Here is an 18,349-nt window from a genome sequence, read left to right as displayed (position 1 = left end):
CACCGAATTCTACTCGAAACGGAAAAACCGGGTCAGGATCGGCTCCTCCGAACTCTGCGCCGCAACAATCGGACCCCCTCTCCCCCCGCTCCCCCCTCACCCATGCCACGCGCAGGGGAGGACATTTTCACTCAACAGTAAAGCGGACATGTTGACTAAACTACAACATGAATGCCGCCTGACAGAGGGCGAATGTGTTGGTATTGAGGAGGCCACTCCGTTAGTATGGCGGCGTGACTGACCGTCGTGGTTGTGGGTGCGGTCGTTTGTGGGCCTTCCTGCTGCCGTTCCTGGCATCCTTCCTCATTGTCAACCTGCTCTCTCCACAAACGGCCCTCTGTGTGGAGATCAAGGACGAGGCGGATGCGCTTATCCAGCTCATGAACCCCGATGATCCCGCGGCACGCATCGCGGCGGCGGAATGGCTGGGTCGCACCGGCGATGCCCGATTCGCGAAGCCCCTTGAATGGGCGTCGGGGGACAAGGTCCCCGATGTGAGGAGGGCCGTTGTTCGCGCCCTCCGGCAATTGCCGGAAGACGTCGCGTTTCCCGCCCTCCGACAGAGGATCGAGAAGGAGCGCAAGACGGACATCTTGACCGAGATCCTCGAATCGATATCCACGTTCCAGACCGGCCTCGTGGACTTGGAATTGGAAGGGGTCATCATGAGCGACAGATATTGGGTGACAGTGCGCAGTCGTGCGGTGCGACACTATGCGCAGCGGGCGCCGCCCGGTTGGGAGAAAGTGCTGAGCTCCATCCGGTGGGGAATTCCCGACGATCTGCGAGATGAAATCGATCGGGTTCTTGAGATCACGCCCAATGGGCCGGTGCTCAATCAGGATGAGGCGGCAAGCGTTCTGGCAGGGCCGGTGGAGACGAAGGCCGCTCCGGCGCCCCCGAAAACGCAGCCGCCGCCCGCGCCTCCCGTGGCCTCAGGGAATTCCGGCGCTCCATCCGTCGCGCCCGCGCCGGTGAAACAGGCGGAGTCCGCCCTTGTCATCCCGGATTTGCCGGCCGTGCCACCCGTGCCCGAAATGCCGGGGGCACCCCGCATGAGAGGCCGCTGGCTCGTCATCTCCAGCGCGGCGATCTACAGCGCATCGTTCATGGAACTCATGCGGCGGGCCTCGCAATCGGAAGTCTCGCCGGGATGGACGTATCCCATCGGTCTGACTGTGGGCGGAGGCACGGCCTATCTGCTCACGCACTTCTCCGAGGGCGTGCCGACCGGCAAGGCCTACTGGTGGGCCTCTTCCACAATTTGGGGGATCGGCGCATCGCACTTCGCGGCCAACGGCATAAAGGAGGAGAAGCCGCACATCCGGAGGCTGTACAATCTTGCGGGGGAGGGCATGGGCATCACCGTGGGCGCGATCTCGGCATACCGGCTCGATTGGGACGTGGGTGACACCATGTTTGTGAATTTCGGCGGGATCTCGGGAGGGATGTTCGGATGGGGACTGGAAGTCATGGCGGGTCCGGGGGACCGCGCCGCCAAGGCATCGTGGCTTGCGCTGGGGGGATCGGCGTCCGGCTTGGCCGCTGCCGCGATGGCGACGAGCCGCGTGAGCGTCAGCTCCGCCAACGTGTCCCATGTTTTCCTGGGTACCGGCTACGGTTTGTGGGCCGGCGCGTGGGCGCCGGAGATATTCAAAGCCGGACCGGCGAAAACTTCCCGCGTGGGTGCTGCCATGGTGGGGGCGTCCACGGGCTACTTTTCGGGACTCATCACGAATCAATACATGGCCGATGCGCCGACAACGTCGCTGCGGACGGCCGCATGGACGGGACTCGGCGCGCAGTTCGGCACGGGTCTCGGCTGGATGCTTTTCGGGGACTTCGACCGGGCCTCCGTTACGTTAATGGAATCGTTCTCAGCCGCGGGCCTCCTGGTGGGGGCGAACTACGCCCGCATTTTCCCTGCCACCCGCAAGCAGCCGGGATTCAAGTCGTGGGTTTTTGCGTCGGCCGCGTACTACGGCGCGCTCGCGCCGCTGGCCATCGGTGGGAGGCCGGGACGAATTCCAGGACCCGTCGCGCCTCCAACGCCTACCCCGCAGCCCCCGCCGACCGGCGGCAAACCTCCAACGCCACCGCCCGTGGGAGGAGGGACCACGGTGGACCTCTCCGGACCTGCGCAGGAGCCGGACGAACCCTCGAGCCGGCAGCGAGCCCTCGGCGGCGTGATGATGGGATTCCCGGTCTTGGTCGCGACGACGATCTCCGTGGGCAATGCGATCGAGGTCCCGACCGGCGGAACGCAGGGTCTCTATTTCGGGGAAATCTTGGGCGGCGTGGCAGGAGCAGGCACCTCGCTGATGTATGAAGGGAATCGTCCGATGCTCTCGCTTCTCATGATGTCCGGCAGCGCCCTCGGAGCCGCAACGGGCTACCGGATGAGCCAAAACCTCCGGTGGACCTACTCCACCCGCGAAGAAGCGTTCGTTTCTCTCGCGACGGCCAGTGGCGCGTGGTACGGGGCCTGGCTTCCATCCGCGCTACATGCACGCAAATCCACCGAGCGGCGGATCGTCGGGGGTATGATGACCGCGGTCCCGGCAACACTGGGTGCATCGCTGATTGCGGTAAATCGTTTCGACCTGCCGCTCCGATCCAATCACGGCATGTTTCTCGGAGAAGCGCTGGGATTTTCTTTTGGGAGCGGAGTGGGGCGACTGTTCATGACCGATCGTGAACCCCACACCCTCCTCATGCTGGGCGGCGGCGCCGCCGGAATGCTGACGGGTTACGAGATGAGTCAGCGCTATCTCTGGAATCTGACGCTGCGCGAAAAAAGCTTTGCATGGCTCACCACGACAAGCGGCGCGTGGTACGGAGGCTGGGTTCCCACATTGTTGCCCAAACGCCGACATGGGGATCGTCGGTCCGTCGGCGGAATAATGGCCGGCACGCCCGCCGCGCTGGGCCTCTCCTTCTTCACCATCCACCACTTGGAACTTGTGCCCCGCGTGAATCACGGCCTGTTCATGGGCGAGGCGCTCGGCCTGTGGTTTGGGACAGGGATGGGACTCGCGTTGCGGGAGAATCGTCGCCCTTTCACGGCGCTCATGCTGGGCGGCGGTGCCCTCGGCATGGCTGGTGGGTACGGCTTCATCCGAGCCATGGCCCCGCCATCACCTGTCCGCGGCTGGCGCGAGGACCTCTTTCTCGCCTACGGTTCGATCAATGGAGCCTGGTACGGCGCGTGGACCGGACGGTATTTCAGGGTGCCGGAATTGAGGAAGGGGCTCCGGACGGCGCAACCTCGCGACCGCGTGTCGTACAACCGCGTGGCCGGCGCGGGGATGATGGGGAGCACGGTCGGACTCGTGGGGGCGCTGGCGGTGGCCAATCGTCACGACATCCGGCCGCGAGTTCTTCCCGGCCTGTTCTGGGGACAGGTCTTTGGCGCCTCGATGGGGCAGGGCGCGGGGCTGCTCTCAACAGGGCGCACCACGCCCAAGCTCACCGAAGCGAAACGCGATGCCATCCGGGATCAGATCGATCGCTCGTACTACACGATGGCTTCCGGCGGTCTGGCCGGTTCAGTAGGCGGCTACTTCTTCGCCACGCGGCTGGTGGAACCGAATCCGCTCCGCGGCGGGCGCGAGATCGGTTTCCTGCTCCTGAATTCGGGTTCCGCGGCTTGGTATGGCGCATGGCTTCCCACGTTTGGGCAGGCAAGACTGCCGGATGTGGAACAGCGCCATATTGCGGGCGGCATGATGATGGCCGTTCCGACGGCGATGGCGTCCTCCATGTGGATCACGAACCACACCGACCTTTCGGCGCGGACGATCCCCTCTCTTTTTCTCGGCGGTCTGAGTGGGACCTCCCTTGGATTAGGTCTGGGGCTGACTTCACTTGCCGCGCCGCGCACCTCACGCGCCCTGATGCTCGGCGGAACGGCCTTCGGCCAGTCGGTCGGATACTTCTACGGAAAATACCTGCGAGATCCCTTCGTGCTTTCCCCGCGACAGGGTATGCCTTCCATCTACCTCTCCACACTCGCCGGAGCGTGGTACGGCTTCTGGCTGCCGACTCTCACCGAGCGCGATCCGCGGGATGTGCCGCGACGGAGAATCACGGGCGGCGCGTTGATCGGCGTCCCCGTGGCTCTGACGACTTCGACTTGGGTGGCCAACCGCGTGGACATTCCGCCACGCATGCCTTCGGGTCTTTTTCTGGGGCAGGTTTTCGGCTCCATGGCCGGAACCGGAACGGTATTCCTGGCGGAGAAGGGACCGAGGACTCGCACGTCCTTCATGCTCGCGGGCGGGACGCTGGGATCGATCGGCGGGTACGGCTTTGTTCGGCAGATGGTGGAACCTTCGCCGCTTCGGGGGCCGGGGGAAAAAGCCTCCCTGTGGCTCGGGTCGGCCGCGGGAGCGTGGTATGGATCGTGGCTGCCGACGCTGCTGCGCGCGAATCTGAACGACATTCCGCAGAGGCGCATTGTCGGGGGCACCATGATAGGAGTTCCGCTCGGCCTCACGTCATCCATCTGGGCCGCGAATCGCTACGACATGACGGGTCGGTCGCTCGGCGGTTTCTATGGCGGGCAGGTGTGGGGAGCGACGGTGGGTACCGGAATCGGATTCGTGGCGTTGGCTCCGCGCCGGGCCACCACCTCACTCATGCTGGGAACGGGAATGGCGAGCGGAATCGCGGGACTGCTCCTGGCTGGCGGGCCTCCGGGTCCAACCGGGCCGGCCGGCGCTTCCTACCCGCCCTTGATCGCGTATTCAACGATGGCCGGGCTGTGGTACGGCGGGTGGTCGCCCACCTTCGCGGCGAGGAAGTTCGAGGACATCAGTCAGAAACGCGTCACGGGCGGCCTCATGATCGGCGGGCCGGTGGGGCTGGCTACGGGGATGGCCTTGGCGGGAAGTGGAGTCAACCCCCGCGCCTACACCGGATTCTTCTCCGGAGAGCTTCTCGGCTCGATGGCCGGCGCGGGCACGGGATTTCTTGCCGAAAATTCATATCGTAAGAATACGGCGCTCATGCTGTCGGGCGGGGCGGTCATGGGCGCCGCCGGAGCGAGTCTCCTTCCGCGAATTACGCCGAAGCCCGCGCAGGCTGAGGCCTTGCGCATGGGCGGGCTCTTCGGCCTCGGATACGGCACCGTATTTCCGTGGGTCCTTGAGGGAACTACGAAGCATGTTTCGAGCCAACAGGTCCTGGGAGGCGCCATGTTGGGTCTGCCACTGGGACTCGGTGTCACTACGCTGAGCTTTGCGCTTTGGGAACCCGCGGCGGGCACATCGGGCTTTGTGACGCTCGCCGGGCTCGTGGGATCGGCTTCGGGCTTGGGAATTGGATTAACGGCAGAGGATTGGAACGGCCGGAACGTGGTGATCTCGATGTACTCGATGGGCTTCAGCGCGATGGCGCTGGGCTCGCGGGCGGCGCCACAGATCCGGTACACACCGGGCGCCAAGCTGTTCACCACCTTCGGCACGCTCTACGGATTCGGGCAGGGCGTGGCGCTCGCACAGTTCGGCGACCAGTCGCCGCGCGGAACACTGGGGGCCGCGATCCTCGGGGCGTCGCTCGGCATGGGAACCTCGATGATCATCACCTACGATCTCGAAGTGGGGAGCGGAACGGCGGCCGTGGCGTACACCGGCGGCATCTGGGGCGGATTCGTCGGCTCGATGTTCGCGCAGGCCGCGGCGGGGAGTCCGAAGAACACGACGACCGCGGCGGTGATCGCGAGCAACGTCGGCCAGATCACAACGACCTATTCGCTGCTGAAACTGAAGATTCCGCCGCGCCGGATGGGATGGATCAACCTGTTTGGTCTCACGGGATTGGGCGTGGGGAGCGCGATGGGGCTGCCCCTGAGCCGGGAAGGAGACGTGTTCTTTTTGAGCGCGCCGATCGGGAGTCTGATCGGGCTGGGCACGGGGATCTTCGTGACCTCGCGCATGAAGTGGGACGAAACTCCTTCGCAGCCTTCAAAAGAGAAGGCTGCCGCGCCGCTTTTGCAGAACGGATCGAGGAGGATCGGTTGGCGGACGCTCATCCCGCATGTGGATGCCGCCGTGCCCCAGTTCTCCGCCATTCCCGATCCCGACGGCGGCGAGGATGACGTCCGTTACACCATGGGCGTGATGATCTGGTACCACTGAGAAAAGCTTTCAGCGATCAGTCCGCCTCAGGCGGATCAGCGATCAGCTTGTGTCCCTGATGCCCGCCGAGTAGAAATCCTGCTTCAATCGCCGCGCGGCTTGAACGGCAGGGCGGAGCAGCCGAAGGCCGGCGCCTCCGGGAGCGGGGGTGTTCCGTCGCCGATTCGAAGCGGAGATTCGCCGGAGAATATCATGGGAGCCGTCACGCTCACCTGCCTCTCCGGAGCCAGCGGAAATCTCTTCGGATCGAACTCCACGATCTCGTCAGTCTGCACGTATCCGTCCTTGCCCGGGACTAGGCCCCCGAAGCAGTAGATCTTGCCGCTGACAGAAGGTGAGCACGAAAGCGAGCTTCGGGGCGATGTTATGGGAGAGAATCTTGACCAAACCGAATCGGTATTCGCATCGTACTTGATAAATTGAACGTTATTCGGCCCACTCAACACGCCCCCAAGGCAGTAGATGATTCCCACGCCTGCCCCCGCGCACGATCCGCTAAACCACCTGTCCGGCAGCCGGGCTGATTTCATCTTCACTTCGTTCCTATCCGGGTTGTACTCCCGAATCCAATCGAGGAAGTGGGGCTGGGGCTCGGACAGGCTATCACCCCCGAAACAGTAGATCTTGTTCCCGTCTCCCGGCGAGCAGGCTTGGCCGGTGATCTTGGACGGCATCTGAGACAGTTTGGGCTCCACGGTGCTCTTCCGGGGGTCGAACTCCACAACCTGAGGGTCGGAACCATCTCCCCCGAAGCAGTAGACGTTTCCGTTCGCGGAAGAGGCGCAGGAAAGATAGGCTCGCTTCGAGGGCAGGGAGGCGGACAGCCGATCGGCCGTGTCGGTGGAGGGATCGTATTGGATGATGTCAGCGGTTTCTGGATCGCCACCAAAGCAATATATCAGACGATCTACGGCGCTGACGCAGGAGAGGCCTGAACGACCAGATGGAAGTCGTGCAGGGCGCACGTTCACTCGCTTGGAATCCGGATCGAATTCCAGGATCTCACTAGAGGGTATGCCGGCCGAGCCCATACCGCCGAAACAATAGATCATTCCCTTGCTCCCCCCTGCGCACGACAGGCCCGCCTTGGCATAGGGAAGTACGGCCACGATCGGAAGGGTGCAGTCCGTGCCATTCCCCGTCTTGTTGCCGGGAGAAATGTTCGAATCCTTGTCGTTGCAATCCCCGGGTTTGAGGAATGAAATTGCGCTTGGGCACGGCCCCACATTAGCCGCCAGTTGCGTACCCCAGCCGTCACCGTCCATGTCCTCGTAGGAGAGACACCCCAGGAGGTATTCCGATCGCACCTCCCCGTTGGAGGCGGCGACCCGGAAACGCACAGGTTTGCGAGGGCTCATTGAATACTCCTGGGAATCGGGTGGCAGTGAGCGCTCAAAATTGAACGCGAGGCCTTCGACTTCAGTGGACACCCCGATCACGTAGTGGGTTTCGATATCCGAATTGTCTTTCCACCGAAGCGTAAGTGCCTCCCTTTCATTCTGATTATACTGAACGGAGAAGTCGGTCGGCGCGTCGGGCGCAATTTGGTCCTCAGCAGGGGTGCCTAGGAAACCAGCGCAAGAGCTCGGTAGCGTGAGACCAACGAGGGACAAGGCGAATCCCGCGATTGCCAAAGCGAGAGAGATTTTCCGCTCCACCGCGCGAATCATACGACCGGCCTCAGCGGCGGGCAAGCGGAAGGCGGGACTCGGACTGCGGAGGGCGTGATCGGTAGGGGTATGCTGCAAGGGGTCCCAGGCCCCGTTTGGAAACCCCATGATTGCCGGGCGATCCCTTGGTAGTCGCACCCTTTAGGGGTGCGTCTTTGGACGCAGGCTGAAGCCTGCGGCTACCGCGGAGATACGTTTTCAGACAGAACCGGGTAGTGGATCTGTCACCCAACATGCGAGAATATGGCCTTGACATGGGACCTATATAGTCATATTATTATGACCATGAATGCCAGGGTCAAGGTCATGGCCGCCGGGCGGTTCAAGTCCGAGTGCCTCGGCGTGTTGGACCGGGTGTCGCGGACGGGTGAGCCGATGGTGGTGACCAAGAGAGGACGGCCCGTCGCGAAGATCGTGTCGGTGGAGCCGCCATCGAAGGGTACTCTCCGGGGCAGCGTGAGGTACCTGGGTGACATTGTCGAACCGCTCGGCGAGAAGTGGGGAACGGAAGACTGATCGTTCTCGATACGCACGCCTGGATCTGGTGGACGAGCAACCCGGATCGGCTGAGTCGACGGGCAGCCGCAACCTTGCGCTCCGCCCGTCATGTGGGCGTGCCTGCCATCAGTTGCTGGGAGTTCGCAAGGTTGGTTGCGCGGCGACGCATTTCGATCGATCGCGGTCCGCTGGATTGGATGAGAGAGGCCCTGGCGGTCCCAGGTGCTGAGCTGTTGCCCATCACGCCGATCGTCGCCGTTCAGGCAGCCCAATTGCCCGATTCGTTTCCCGGCGATCCATGCGATCGGCTGATTGTGGCGACCGCGCTGGTGGAAGCCGCAACGCTCCTGACAAAAGACCGGCGAATTCTCAGCAGCGGTTTGGTCCAAGCCATCTGGTAGGCGGACCCATCGGGGATGAGCGGGGGTCTGGACGCGTGCATGATACCCGCGGCTACCGATCCCCGAACGGAACGGCGGCGGGCAAGCCGGCGACTCTGCCCGTCAGTCCGAAATAGGCAAGGCGAGATTCAGCACTGGAAACAGGCCGCGGTGACTGTGGCGGTTGAGACGAATCGGAGGGGCAGTGCAGAAGATACCCCCTTCTTTGCAAGGAGGGGCAGGGGGAAGCAGAAAAGAGCCTGAACCACTTGGCCTGACTTCTTGATTGGGTGAACCCCCACTTGAGTAGTTCGCCCCGGTTTCAGATCTGAATTGCTCATTCCAGAACCGTTCGAGTTGTTTCACAATGGCGCCATGAATGACAGGGAAGCACTGTTGACGGCGCGGGACGTTGCTGCAATTCTGCGGATCGATGTTCAAGAAGGGATTTCTCTCGCCGGAGATGAAGTGAGTGGGAAAGGCTATTGAGCCTTGCGCGAATGATGGCGAAGCGAGGTGAGGCCCCAAATGGAAAGGCCAAGGACTCCCGCGAGAAACAAGATGAAAACGGCGGTGGCGCTACTCATCAAAGGAAATGATAACCGAAACGGTCAGGGCAATCAACCCTAGGATGATGCTTACGGCATCGAGGGCCGGTGACACTTGCCGGGTAACGACCACATCACCGACCCCGGCAATCAACGCCGTGATGCCGACCTTCTCAAGAATACCGGCAATTCGGGAGCGGCGTCCGTGATCCCACCGCATGACTGGACGCTACCATCTGTCATGACGCAGTACAACCCGTGAGCTACGCGAAAGGCCGATCCACCCTCCGTAGCGAGGCTACTGCGGAGGACGGGCGCCTTGAATACCGGACGATCCGCTACCTTGAGCGGCAGGGGTTCCGGTGCATCCGGTCGGCGGGATCTCCTGGCCCGGCGGACGTGGTGGCGGTGAACGAGTCCGGGGGGCTGTTCGTTCAAGTGAAGGCGAACCGACGCCCCAGCCGTGCGGAAATCGCCCTTCTCGCGGTCTTCCCTTGCCCGGCCGGGTTCAAGCGGATCGTCCATCGGTGGCAGGACTACGGGCATGAGCCGGAGGGGTTCCCGGTCGGTGAGACGCCATGAGCCGTAGTGAGACGAAAAACGAGGATGCGGCCCTGCTTGCGGCCCTAGCCGCCGGGAAGAGCGTGGACGAGTGCGCAAAAGCCACAGGAGTGAGCCGGGCGACCGCTTACCGCCGCCTGGACGATCCGGCATTCAAGGCCGAACTGGACCGACTCAAGCGGGACATCCTGGACCGGACGATGGCCCAGCTTTCGGAGGCCGGGCTTGAGGCGGTGAAGACGTTGCGGAGCCTCATGTCGCACGGGAAAGAATCCGCCCGTCTGGACGCGGGGAAAGCGCCGGATACGGTGAATCGGGAACTCACCACCCTCAAGCACCTGTTCACCAAAGCCGTGGAGTGGGGAGAACTTGAATCGAGTGTCGCCCACAAGGTGAAGCCGTTGAAGCGTCCCCCCGGTCGGCTGAGATACCTCACCTTGGAGAAAGGGAAAACGTTGCTTGCGGAGTGCCGCGCCAGTAGCTCCCCCCATCTGTACGCCGTTGTCCTCACCGCGATGCACACGGGCGCAAGGCGTGGGGAACTCCTGTCGATGACGTGGGAGCAGGTGGATTCCACCAACCGAGCAATCAAGATTATCGGGACGAAGAATGGAACGGTGCGGGTTGTGCCGATGACGAACGAAGTGAAGGAGTGTCTTTCAAGCCTTCCCCACCATATCAAGGCCGGGTTGGTGTTCTTCAACAAGAGCGGGAAAGAGTACCTGGATTTCAAGAAGGGTTTTCACGCGGCCATGAAGCGGGCGGGGATCGAAGGTTTCCGCTTTCACGATTTGAGGCACACCTACGCCTCTTGGCTGGCCATCAACGGGGTGGACATTCTCACGATCAAGGAACTGCTCGGCCACAAGGAGATCAAGATGACGCTCCGCTACGCGCACCTGTCCCCGTGGAATCTGAAACGCGCCGGGGGAGTGCTCAACGCCTATTGGCAAGGCCAGAGCGAGGAAGGACACCAAGAGTCCGCGTCTGAGGCCGGGTAGAGGGGGGGTGACCATGAGTCATGATTTCCGCTGGTCATGAGCACAATGTAGGCACAAGGGTGCAATTGCATTTTCAGCCGCATCGTGTAAGTTGGCGTAACGACTTGCGCGGGTGGTTAGCTTAGTTGGTAGAGCGCCGCTTTCACACGGCGGAGGTCACAGGTTCAAGTCCTAGTCGTGAGTCGTGAGTCGTGAGTCGTGAGTCGTGAGTCGTGAGTCGTGAGTCGTGAGTCGTGAGTCGTGAGTCGTGAGTCGTGAGTCGTGAGTCGTGACGCGACGGGGATTCTTCCGGATACCGAAAAGTGCAGGAAATTCGCTCCAGCGTGCTGCCATTCACGATTTCCCTGGTATCGACTAATAGTTTCAAGCAGTACCCACCCCCAACCAATTGACGATTGTGACGCCACCACCCCCGAACTTGCCATGTGAAGTTAGTTGTTGACAATTGAAGTTGTTTGTGGGAAAATGAACTCTGAGGAAAATAGTGTACGAACACTTCTTCCGCCTGAAGGAGGGGCCTTTCGGGACGACCCCGGACCCTGCCTTCTTCTACCTTTCGGCGAAGCATCAGGCCGCACTGGATCATCTCGTCTATGGCGTTCGCTACCGAAGGGGATTTCTGCTGATTACGGGCGACGTTGGAACAGGAAAAACCACCCTTTGCCGCCGTCTGCTCGATCAACTCCCGGACAATACCTCGACGGCCCTTGTTCTGAATCCGCTATTTTCCGACCAACGCCAACTTCTTCGCGCGATCATGAAAGATTTCGAGGTTCCCTACGGCTCGGCTGCTTCGGCCTCGGAAGAAATCGAAGCGCTCAATCAATTTCTCCTCGAACGCAGCCGGGCGGACGGCAACGCCGTGGTCATCATCGACGAGGGCCAACATCTCTCCAACGATTCGCTTGAAATGGTTCGGCTGCTCTCCAACCTCGAAACCGAAAAGAAGAAACTTCTTCAAATCATCCTGGTCGGCCAGCCCGAACTCCGGGATCGATTGCAGGAACCGGTGCTGCGACCGCTCAACCAGCGGCTCACCGTGAAATTCCACCTTCTTCCGCTCGATCGGAACGAAACCCGCGAGTACATCTACTTCCGGCTGAAAAAGGCCGGCTCGCAGGGTGAAATCGAATTCTTTGAGCCGGCGCTCGACTTGATTTTCACGTACACGGAAGGCTATCCGCGGCGAATCAATCTGCTCTGCGAGCGGGTGCTTTTGGCGGCCTACTCCCGCGAGAGTTTCATCATCGATCGCGGCATCGTGGAGGATGCGATGCGGGACCTCGAAGGCGATCAGCCGGAGCAGAAGATTCATCTCCCCAGGCCGCGTCGGGCGTCCTGGACGATCCATGCCAAGAAAGCGGCCCGGAAGGGACTGCGATACGCCGGGGTGGGCGCGGCAGGAACGGCTTTCCTGGCCGCCGGGTTCATGGCGGGCGGCTTCTTCGAAAAAGTGGATCTGAGGTCACTGACCAGTCAGCTCCTGGGTGCAACCATCGAGACGGCATCGGCTCCGGAAGGTTCCGCCGATCCGGACCGGTCGGAGGCCGCGGGAGCGACCCCATCGGCGGATGCCGCGGCCACACCCAAGTCTGCCGAGAGAGCCGGGTGGTCGGCCACGCCCTCCGCCTTCGCGAAATCGGAACGGGTGACCCTCTCGTCCGGCCGAATCATGTCCGAGTATCTCCGCCTGTGGGGTGTGGCGTTGACTCCTCCCATGGTCGAGGCGTTGGACCGCGTGGACGTACAGGGCCTCGCCCAGCTCGAGCCGGTGCAGGCCGCCGGTCTCAGCTACCTGGAGCTTCCGTTCTCCGCCGACATCGCCAGGAAGATCGGGTACCCCTGCCTCATGAACTTGAAGGCCGACGGGGTGGCGGGAGACCGTCTTGCCTTGTTGCGCTCCGTCGAGGATAATGGATTCAGGGTGTTGGACCCGGTCTATGGAGAACGGCTCGTGGATGAAAATTCTTTGGTGCAAACATCACAGGATGTGATGATCTATCTGTGGAGGGATTATTATGAGGGGCAGGACTTCAAGAAGGACACCAGCGGTCCCTGGGTGGCTCGCCTTCAAAAGGACTTGGTCGACCTCGGCTACTACCGTGGAGTGATCACGGGATACTACGGTACGCTGACCGATCAGGCTCTTCGCGAGTTCCAGCGGCAACATGCGTTGCCGGACCATGGGGGTCCCGACGTCGTCGTCCGCATGCTGATCGCCAAAGAGCTCGGGGAAGAGGTCCCCAGTCTCTAGGAAGGAGGGCGCAATGAGCATTATCCACAGATCGCTCAAGAAAATTGATCGCCAGGCGGCGGAGAATCCTCCGTCCTTGGCGATGTCGCGCCAAGCTGCGCGCGGAGGGCCGCCTCCGCAGGCGGATGGGCGCCGCCGGGGCCAGATCAACGTCCGGGTGGTGGTTCTCCTGATCGCCATTGTGATCACGGGGCTGCTCGCATGGTTCATCCGAGGCGATGCGTTCACCGAGTTGATGATCAAGATCGGCGTCGTGAAGACGCCGAAATACGAATTGGCGCCCGGCATTGGAGACACACCCGAGAAGCTGGGTGTGCCGATGCCCAAGAACCTCCAGGACGTGCAGCCGGAAAGAGGCGAGACGCCGGGGGCGGGTGGGTCGCAGGCTTTCCATGCCGATCCGGTGCAGGTGAAGGTGGCCGGAATGTATAACGACGAGGGCAAGGCGCTTTTCGCGAAGGCGGACTATGAGGGCGCCCGGGACAAGTTCCTGGAGGCCCTGAAGCGTGATCCCACATCGGGGGAGTACAACAGCAACGTGGGCCTGACGCTCAAGATGCTTGGGCGGCTGTCTGACGCGCAAACCCACTACAAGCGGGCCATCGAGATCGATCCCGGCTGCGTAGAGTGCATGAACAACCTGGCGGTGGTGTGGATGCAGATGGGGCAGAGTGAGCAGGCCAAAGCCCTCTTCAATCAGGCCATCGCGGCCAATTCGCGCTACGCGGACGCCCATCTCAACCTGGCCATCATGCTGGAGAGGGAAGGAAACTGGCAGGAAGCCGGCCGGCACTACGCTCAATACAAGGACCTCGCGGAAAACCTCGATCCGGAAATTCTCAAGGGCCTTAACCGAAGGATCCGGCTGGGCGGGTAACCCCGTTCGGCGCACGCGTCGCCCATTCCGCTGCGCTCCAGGTCGGCGAACGGAAGTGTCAAGGTGACGCGCGCCGCCTGTTTCGGGCCGCGGGGAGGAATCGATACGTGATCGGTGGGTCCATCCTTGACCGCCTTCGCGGCAAAGGTCGGCTTCTGGGTGTAGATCTGGGCAGCTCGCACCTCAAGATGGTTCGACTCGCGGAAACCAAGACCGGACTTCACGTGGAGGAGCTTGTCTATGCCAAGGCACCCGCGGCCCCGGAGGGAGAATCCGTCGTCAATATGGAAACCTTGACCGGGTTCCTGAAGGAGTTGATCAAGGCGCGGCAGCTCCAGAAGTCGCCGGTATCCTCGGTGGTCTCGGATCCTTCGCTCACGGTGACGTACCTCACCCTTCCTTGGATGCCGGAACCGGAGTTGCGCGAGGGGGTTCGCTTCGAACTGAAGAAACAGGTGGCGATGCAGACGGATGACATTGTGTTCGACTACCTCGTGACGGACGGCGAACTGCGGGAGAGAAGCATGCTGAAGATGGTCGTCTTCGCGGTGGAACGGCGCGCGGTGGACGACCACGTCAAAATGCTCCAGGCGGCGGACCTGGTGCCCATGGCGGTGGACACGGTGCCGACGGCACTGGCCGCATGTTGGCGGTCCCTGGGCGCCTTCAAGGCGAGGAAGAACTACGCGCTGATCGATCTCGGCGGATCCAACACCACGGTATCCGTGGCGAAAGGGCCGAAGCTGGTTTTTGCCCGGGGTCTTCCCTTCGGTCTGTCCAATCTCACCCAAGCGGTGGGCCGGGCGTTTACTCTCGAGGTCGCGGCGGCGGAGGACCTGGTTCGAAGGGTCGGCCTGGCGCCGGAAGCCGCGGCCCGGCAGGAAGGCGATCCGCCGCCCGAGGGAGTGGCGGAGGCGCTGCGGTCGGAGATCGACGAAGCGTGCGCGGAATTCCATCGAACGCTCGACTACTTCCGCATGCAATTCCGGGAAGACGAAATTGAAGCCGTGTATTTGTCCGGAGGGTTGTCCCTGCTGCCCGGTCTCTCCACCTCGGTCGGAGAATTTCTCGGGCTGGATTGCACGGTCATGAACCCGTTGCAGACGGCGACGTTGGCGGGAACGGCCGAGGAAATCAACGCGTTCAAGAAATTGTCCCCGGTGTTCGCCGTGGCGCTGGGGCAAGCGACAAGGGGAATCAAAGAGTGCGGGATCGAATCAACCTCCTCCCTCGGGAGCTACTCAAAGCGCCTGAGGTCCCGTTTAACTTCGTTTTTGCGGCGGTCTTCGGAACCTTCGCGCTGATCCTGGCGCTGGCCTTCTTCTTCCAGGATCGCTCGTACCGTCGGCTCAAGCATGAGAAAGCGGACCTCCAGGTGCGGATCGGCTCCCTGTCGAGCCGGAGCAGCAAGTTCAAGGAGTACACAGACACGATGGCGGCGATCAACCGGGAGACCGAGGCTCTGAACGGCCAGCTCCAACGGGTCCGCAGTTTCCAGGACGAGCGATTCTACTTTTCCGATGTTCTCCGGGAACTCAGCTTCATCGCGCCCGACGGGCTCTGGCTGACCGAACTCAAATCGGGCAAGGAGGCAACGGAATCGATTCACTCCTTCGTGATGACGGGAAGGGCCCGCTACAACCACGCCGTGGCGGGACTTATTCTGGCCTTGGAGCGATCCCGGTTTTTCAAGAACATCTTTCTGAATTTCAGCCGGGAGTCGGCGGGCGCCGGGGAGTCGCTCCAGGAATTCGAGATTACGGCGGACCTGAAACGATAGAGCTCGGGAGTGCGGGAGAAGCTCGAGAAATACCGGCAGTGGGCGATGCTTCTGGCCATCCTGGGGATGGGCACGTATGCATTTTACGAGCGTCTATATCGCGTGAGGAGCGCGGCGATCATCGCGATGGACGGAGATCTGACGAGTCTGCGATCGCAGGCGGCCCAGATGGAAATCCTCGCCAGGGGCGGCGCGGCCTCCGAAGAGGTGGTGGCGCAGGCGCGGAAGCAACTGGAGGAGCTTCGCGCGCAGGTGGAGATGTCGCGGCAGAAACTCCCCAAGGAAATGCGGCTCTCGCAGCTCATGGAGGTCATGACGCGGGATGACGTGCGGGGGCCGGTCAATTTTGTGGAGTTCAGGCCGTCGCAGCCGCGGGAATTGAGCGACAGTGTGGAGATTCCGTTCCAGCTCAACGTTCTCTGCACGTACAAGGAGTTTGGCCAGTTCATCGAACGCGTGGAAACGTTGCCGATCGTGCTCGAAATCCAGGGCCTGCAAATGGTCGCTTCCAAGCCGGGTGAGCCGGATCTCTCGATCAGCATGACGGCAAAGGGGAAGATGCTGAAGTGAAGTGGAGGTATCTGGTTCCTGGTTCCTGGCGGTCCGGAATCCCGGCGCTTTTCGTCTTTCTATTCACGGTTCACGGTTCACGATTCACGGCGCCTTTGGCGCTCGCCGCTCCTCTTTCGGATGTCGATTCGCATGTGCGCTTGAATCCCATGCCGGTGCTCCCTTGGGGAAGGGATCCGTTTTCGGAACACGAGACGGGACCGCGAACGCAGCCGGGACTGCCGGACGTGGTCTCGGCGATCTTCTTCAACGCGCGCGATCCGAGCCGTTCGATGGCCGTGGTGGAAGGGCAGGTGGTGCGACCGGGCGACCTGATCCACGGCAGGCGAGTGGTCGAGATTGCGCGCGAAAAGGTGGTTGTGGCCGACGAAGAGAGGGTCGTGGATCTACCGTTGACGGGCGCGAAGTCCTCGGCAGGAGAGAAGACCGGGTTTACGCTGAAGCGGAAGGAAGCGGGGAAGAAATAAGAGCCTCTAACAGAATGCAGATTCGGAGGGGAGCATTTTCAGATGCTCCCTCTTGTCGGGAGGGTCTGAAGACCCTCCCCTACGCATAATGACCAACATAAACCTCTCAAAAAATGGCAAAAGTCGAGCTAAAAAAGCTTCCAGCTATCAGCGGTCAGCAAGTGAGATTGCCTCGTCTCCGCCGGCTGGCGGAGCCTCGCGATGACACCCCGCCGGTTATTGCGGGCGAAGCGAAGCCATCCCCATCCGGCGGCTGATCGCTGATCGCTGACGGCTGTTCAGTCGACAATAAACTCTCCGCCATCCACGTTGATCACGTTACCCGTGATCCAGCCGCAGCCTTCCGAGCACAGGTTCACGATCGCGCCGGCAACGTCTTCGGTTGTGGTGAGTCGCCGGTAGGGATTCTTCGAACGGGCCATTTCGATCATCCGGTCGTTGCCGGGAATCTTGCGAAGGGCCGGGGTGTCCGTTACGCCCGCGCGAATGGCGTTGGCCGTCACTCCATGCGGCGCGAGTTCGACCGAGAGCTGCCGGATGTGGGCTTCCAGGGCGGCCTTGGCTGCTGAGACCGGCCCGTAGGTGGCCCACACGCGTTCGTCGCCTGCGCTCGTCATGGCGAATATGCGGCCGCCTCGGGCCAGGAGCCGGCGATTGAAAAGGCCCTGCGCCCAGTAGACGAGGCTGTTCGCCATCACGTCCATCGTCATTTCCAATTGGGCCTTGGATACGGAATCCGCGGTCTTTTCCGCGAGGTAAGGGCGGAGCGTTCCGAAGGCGAGGGAATGGAGAAGAACGGCCACGCCGGGCTCTCCATTCAGAGCCTTGTGCATTTCATCGAGAACCGCGTTTCGCGCTTCTTCGTCGGCGGCGTTCTTGTTGAAAAAAACAACCTCACGCCCCGTGGACTTCACCGATTCGATGACCTTCTCAACCTGGTCCATGGTGGATTTTCTGTCCAAGTGGACTCCGAAGATGTTGAATCCGCCTTTCGCGAGCGCCACGGAGCACGCCGCCCCGAACCCGCTGGATGCGCCCAACACAAGCGCCCATTTGCCGCCGGCTGTTTCTTTCATGCGTTCCATCTATCTCACAACAGCGCCCCTTGCAAATGATCGATTGGCGGATCCGCCACGGGCATCTGCGTGCTGAGTTCCTTCCCTTGGGCACATGATGACATGATCACATTCCTGCTTGGGGTTTCGACTCACGACTCACGACTGGCGACTCACGAAAGTAGGGGAGGGTCTTCAGACCCTCCCGGCAAGAATGCCGATTCGTAGGGGAGCATCTTCAGATGCTCCCTCTTGTCGGGAGGGTCTGAAGACCCTCCCCTACGCATTCTGGTAGACGCACTTACAACTCACGAAAGTGTGCTTGCTCCAGGAAGGTGCAGTTTCTTGCGACCTTGATTCGCGGTCCATGATCGGGGCGCTGGTTTCCTTCAATTGACCACATGACCCCATGCCCATTTGATTACATTCCGGCGGGTGCTTGACATTCCCTGTGTGTGTGTGTGTGTTAATCGCATGGCATGGCGGGGGCTGATGGAACGTCGAATGTTGCACGTGAACGCCGGAGAGAGAAATGTCTTTCGAGTCTT

Annotated in this window: 14 protein-coding genes and 1 tRNA gene; 12 read left to right on the top strand and 3 right to left on the bottom strand. The window is 61.7% G+C overall.

Annotated features, from left to right (window positions below; translation table 11 throughout):
• The first annotated feature begins 233 nt into the window (after positions 1–233).
• On the top strand, positions 234–6,140 hold the full coding sequence (locus HYT87_19790; protein ID MBI2061988.1) for a HEAT repeat domain-containing protein: 5,907 nt from the start codon (positions 234–236) through the stop codon (positions 6,138–6,140).
• 83 nt (positions 6,141–6,223) lie between these two features.
• Here HYT87_19790 and HYT87_19785 read toward each other — a convergent pair whose 3' ends face one another.
• Positions 6,224–7,498, bottom strand: a complete 1,275-nt coding sequence (locus HYT87_19785; protein ID MBI2061987.1) for a hypothetical protein — start codon at positions 7,496–7,498, stop codon at positions 6,224–6,226.
• A 618-nt stretch (positions 7,499–8,116) separates the two neighbouring features.
• Here HYT87_19785 and HYT87_19780 point away from each other — a divergent pair.
• Together HYT87_19780 and HYT87_19775 are read left to right on the top strand one after the other, a co-directional pair.
• The gene (locus tag HYT87_19780) at positions 8,117–8,326 is read left to right on the top strand and encodes a type II toxin-antitoxin system Phd/YefM family antitoxin (protein MBI2061986.1); all 210 of its coding nucleotides are present in this window, start codon (positions 8,117–8,119) and stop codon (positions 8,324–8,326) included.
• The gene (locus HYT87_19775; GenBank protein ID MBI2061985.1) at positions 8,308–8,709 is read left to right on the top strand and encodes a type II toxin-antitoxin system VapC family toxin; all 402 of its coding nucleotides are present in this window, start codon (positions 8,308–8,310) and stop codon (positions 8,707–8,709) included. The genes HYT87_19780 and HYT87_19775 overlap by 19 nt, the downstream gene beginning before the upstream one ends.
• A gap of 558 nt (positions 8,710–9,267) precedes the next feature.
• Here HYT87_19775 and HYT87_19770 read toward each other — a convergent pair.
• On the bottom strand, positions 9,268–9,456 hold the full coding sequence (locus tag HYT87_19770) for a hypothetical protein (protein ID MBI2061984.1): 189 nt from the start codon (positions 9,454–9,456) through the stop codon (positions 9,268–9,270).
• 38 nt (positions 9,457–9,494) lie between these two features.
• On the opposite strand from HYT87_19770, the gene HYT87_19765 reads away from it, so the two are divergent.
• From HYT87_19765 to HYT87_19725, 9 genes are all read left to right on the top strand, one after another.
• On the top strand, positions 9,495–9,818 hold the full coding sequence (locus tag HYT87_19765) for a hypothetical protein (GenBank protein MBI2061983.1): 324 nt from the start codon (positions 9,495–9,497) through the stop codon (positions 9,816–9,818).
• On the top strand, positions 9,815–10,798 hold the full coding sequence (locus tag HYT87_19760; protein MBI2061982.1) for a tyrosine-type recombinase/integrase: 984 nt from the start codon (positions 9,815–9,817) through the stop codon (positions 10,796–10,798). Before HYT87_19765 ends, HYT87_19760 begins: the two co-directional genes overlap by 4 nt.
• 118 nt (positions 10,799–10,916) lie before the next feature.
• Positions 10,917–10,979, top strand: a tRNA-Val gene (locus tag HYT87_19755).
• A 303-nt stretch (positions 10,980–11,282) separates the two neighbouring features.
• The gene (locus tag HYT87_19750) at positions 11,283–13,052 is read left to right on the top strand and encodes an AAA family ATPase (protein ID MBI2061981.1); all 1,770 of its coding nucleotides are present in this window, start codon (positions 11,283–11,285) and stop codon (positions 13,050–13,052) included.
• A 13-nt stretch (positions 13,053–13,065) separates the two neighbouring features.
• Positions 13,066–13,929 carry a tetratricopeptide repeat protein gene (locus HYT87_19745; protein MBI2061980.1) on the top strand — a complete coding sequence of 288 codons (864 nt, stop codon included), beginning with the start codon at positions 13,066–13,068 and terminating at the stop codon, positions 13,927–13,929.
• Between the two features lie 107 nt (positions 13,930–14,036).
• Positions 14,037–15,233 (top strand): type IV pilus assembly protein PilM, encoded by a 1,197-nt coding sequence (pilM, locus tag HYT87_19740; GenBank protein MBI2061979.1) that lies wholly within the window; start codon positions 14,037–14,039, stop codon positions 15,231–15,233.
• Entirely contained in the window at positions 15,134–15,709 is a 576-nt protein-coding gene (locus HYT87_19735; protein ID MBI2061978.1) for a PilN domain-containing protein, read from the top strand. Before pilM ends, HYT87_19735 begins: the two co-directional genes overlap by 100 nt.
• 9 nt (positions 15,710–15,718) lie before the next feature.
• Positions 15,719–16,279, top strand: a complete 561-nt coding sequence (pilO, locus tag HYT87_19730) for a type 4a pilus biogenesis protein PilO (GenBank protein MBI2061977.1) — start codon at positions 15,719–15,721, stop codon at positions 16,277–16,279.
• Positions 16,276–16,746: a hypothetical protein gene (locus HYT87_19725; GenBank protein ID MBI2061976.1), complete on the top strand. Its 471-nt coding sequence runs from the start codon at positions 16,276–16,278 to the stop codon at positions 16,744–16,746. Before pilO ends, HYT87_19725 begins: the two co-directional genes overlap by 4 nt.
• A gap of 278 nt (positions 16,747–17,024) precedes the next feature.
• On the opposite strand, the gene HYT87_19720 is transcribed toward HYT87_19725, so the two are convergent.
• The gene (locus HYT87_19720; GenBank protein MBI2061975.1) at positions 17,025–17,822 is read right to left on the bottom strand and encodes an SDR family oxidoreductase; all 798 of its coding nucleotides are present in this window, start codon (positions 17,820–17,822) and stop codon (positions 17,025–17,027) included.
• Between the last annotated feature and the right edge of the window lie 527 nt (positions 17,823–18,349).

Source organism: Nitrospirota bacterium (genome assembly GCA_016180645.1).
In the GTDB taxonomy this organism is placed as follows: domain Bacteria; phylum JACPQY01; class JACPQY01; order JACPQY01; family JACPQY01; genus JACPAV01.
The sequence above is the reverse complement of the archived record's forward strand: the minus strand, read 5'-3'. Positions and strand labels throughout refer to the sequence as shown.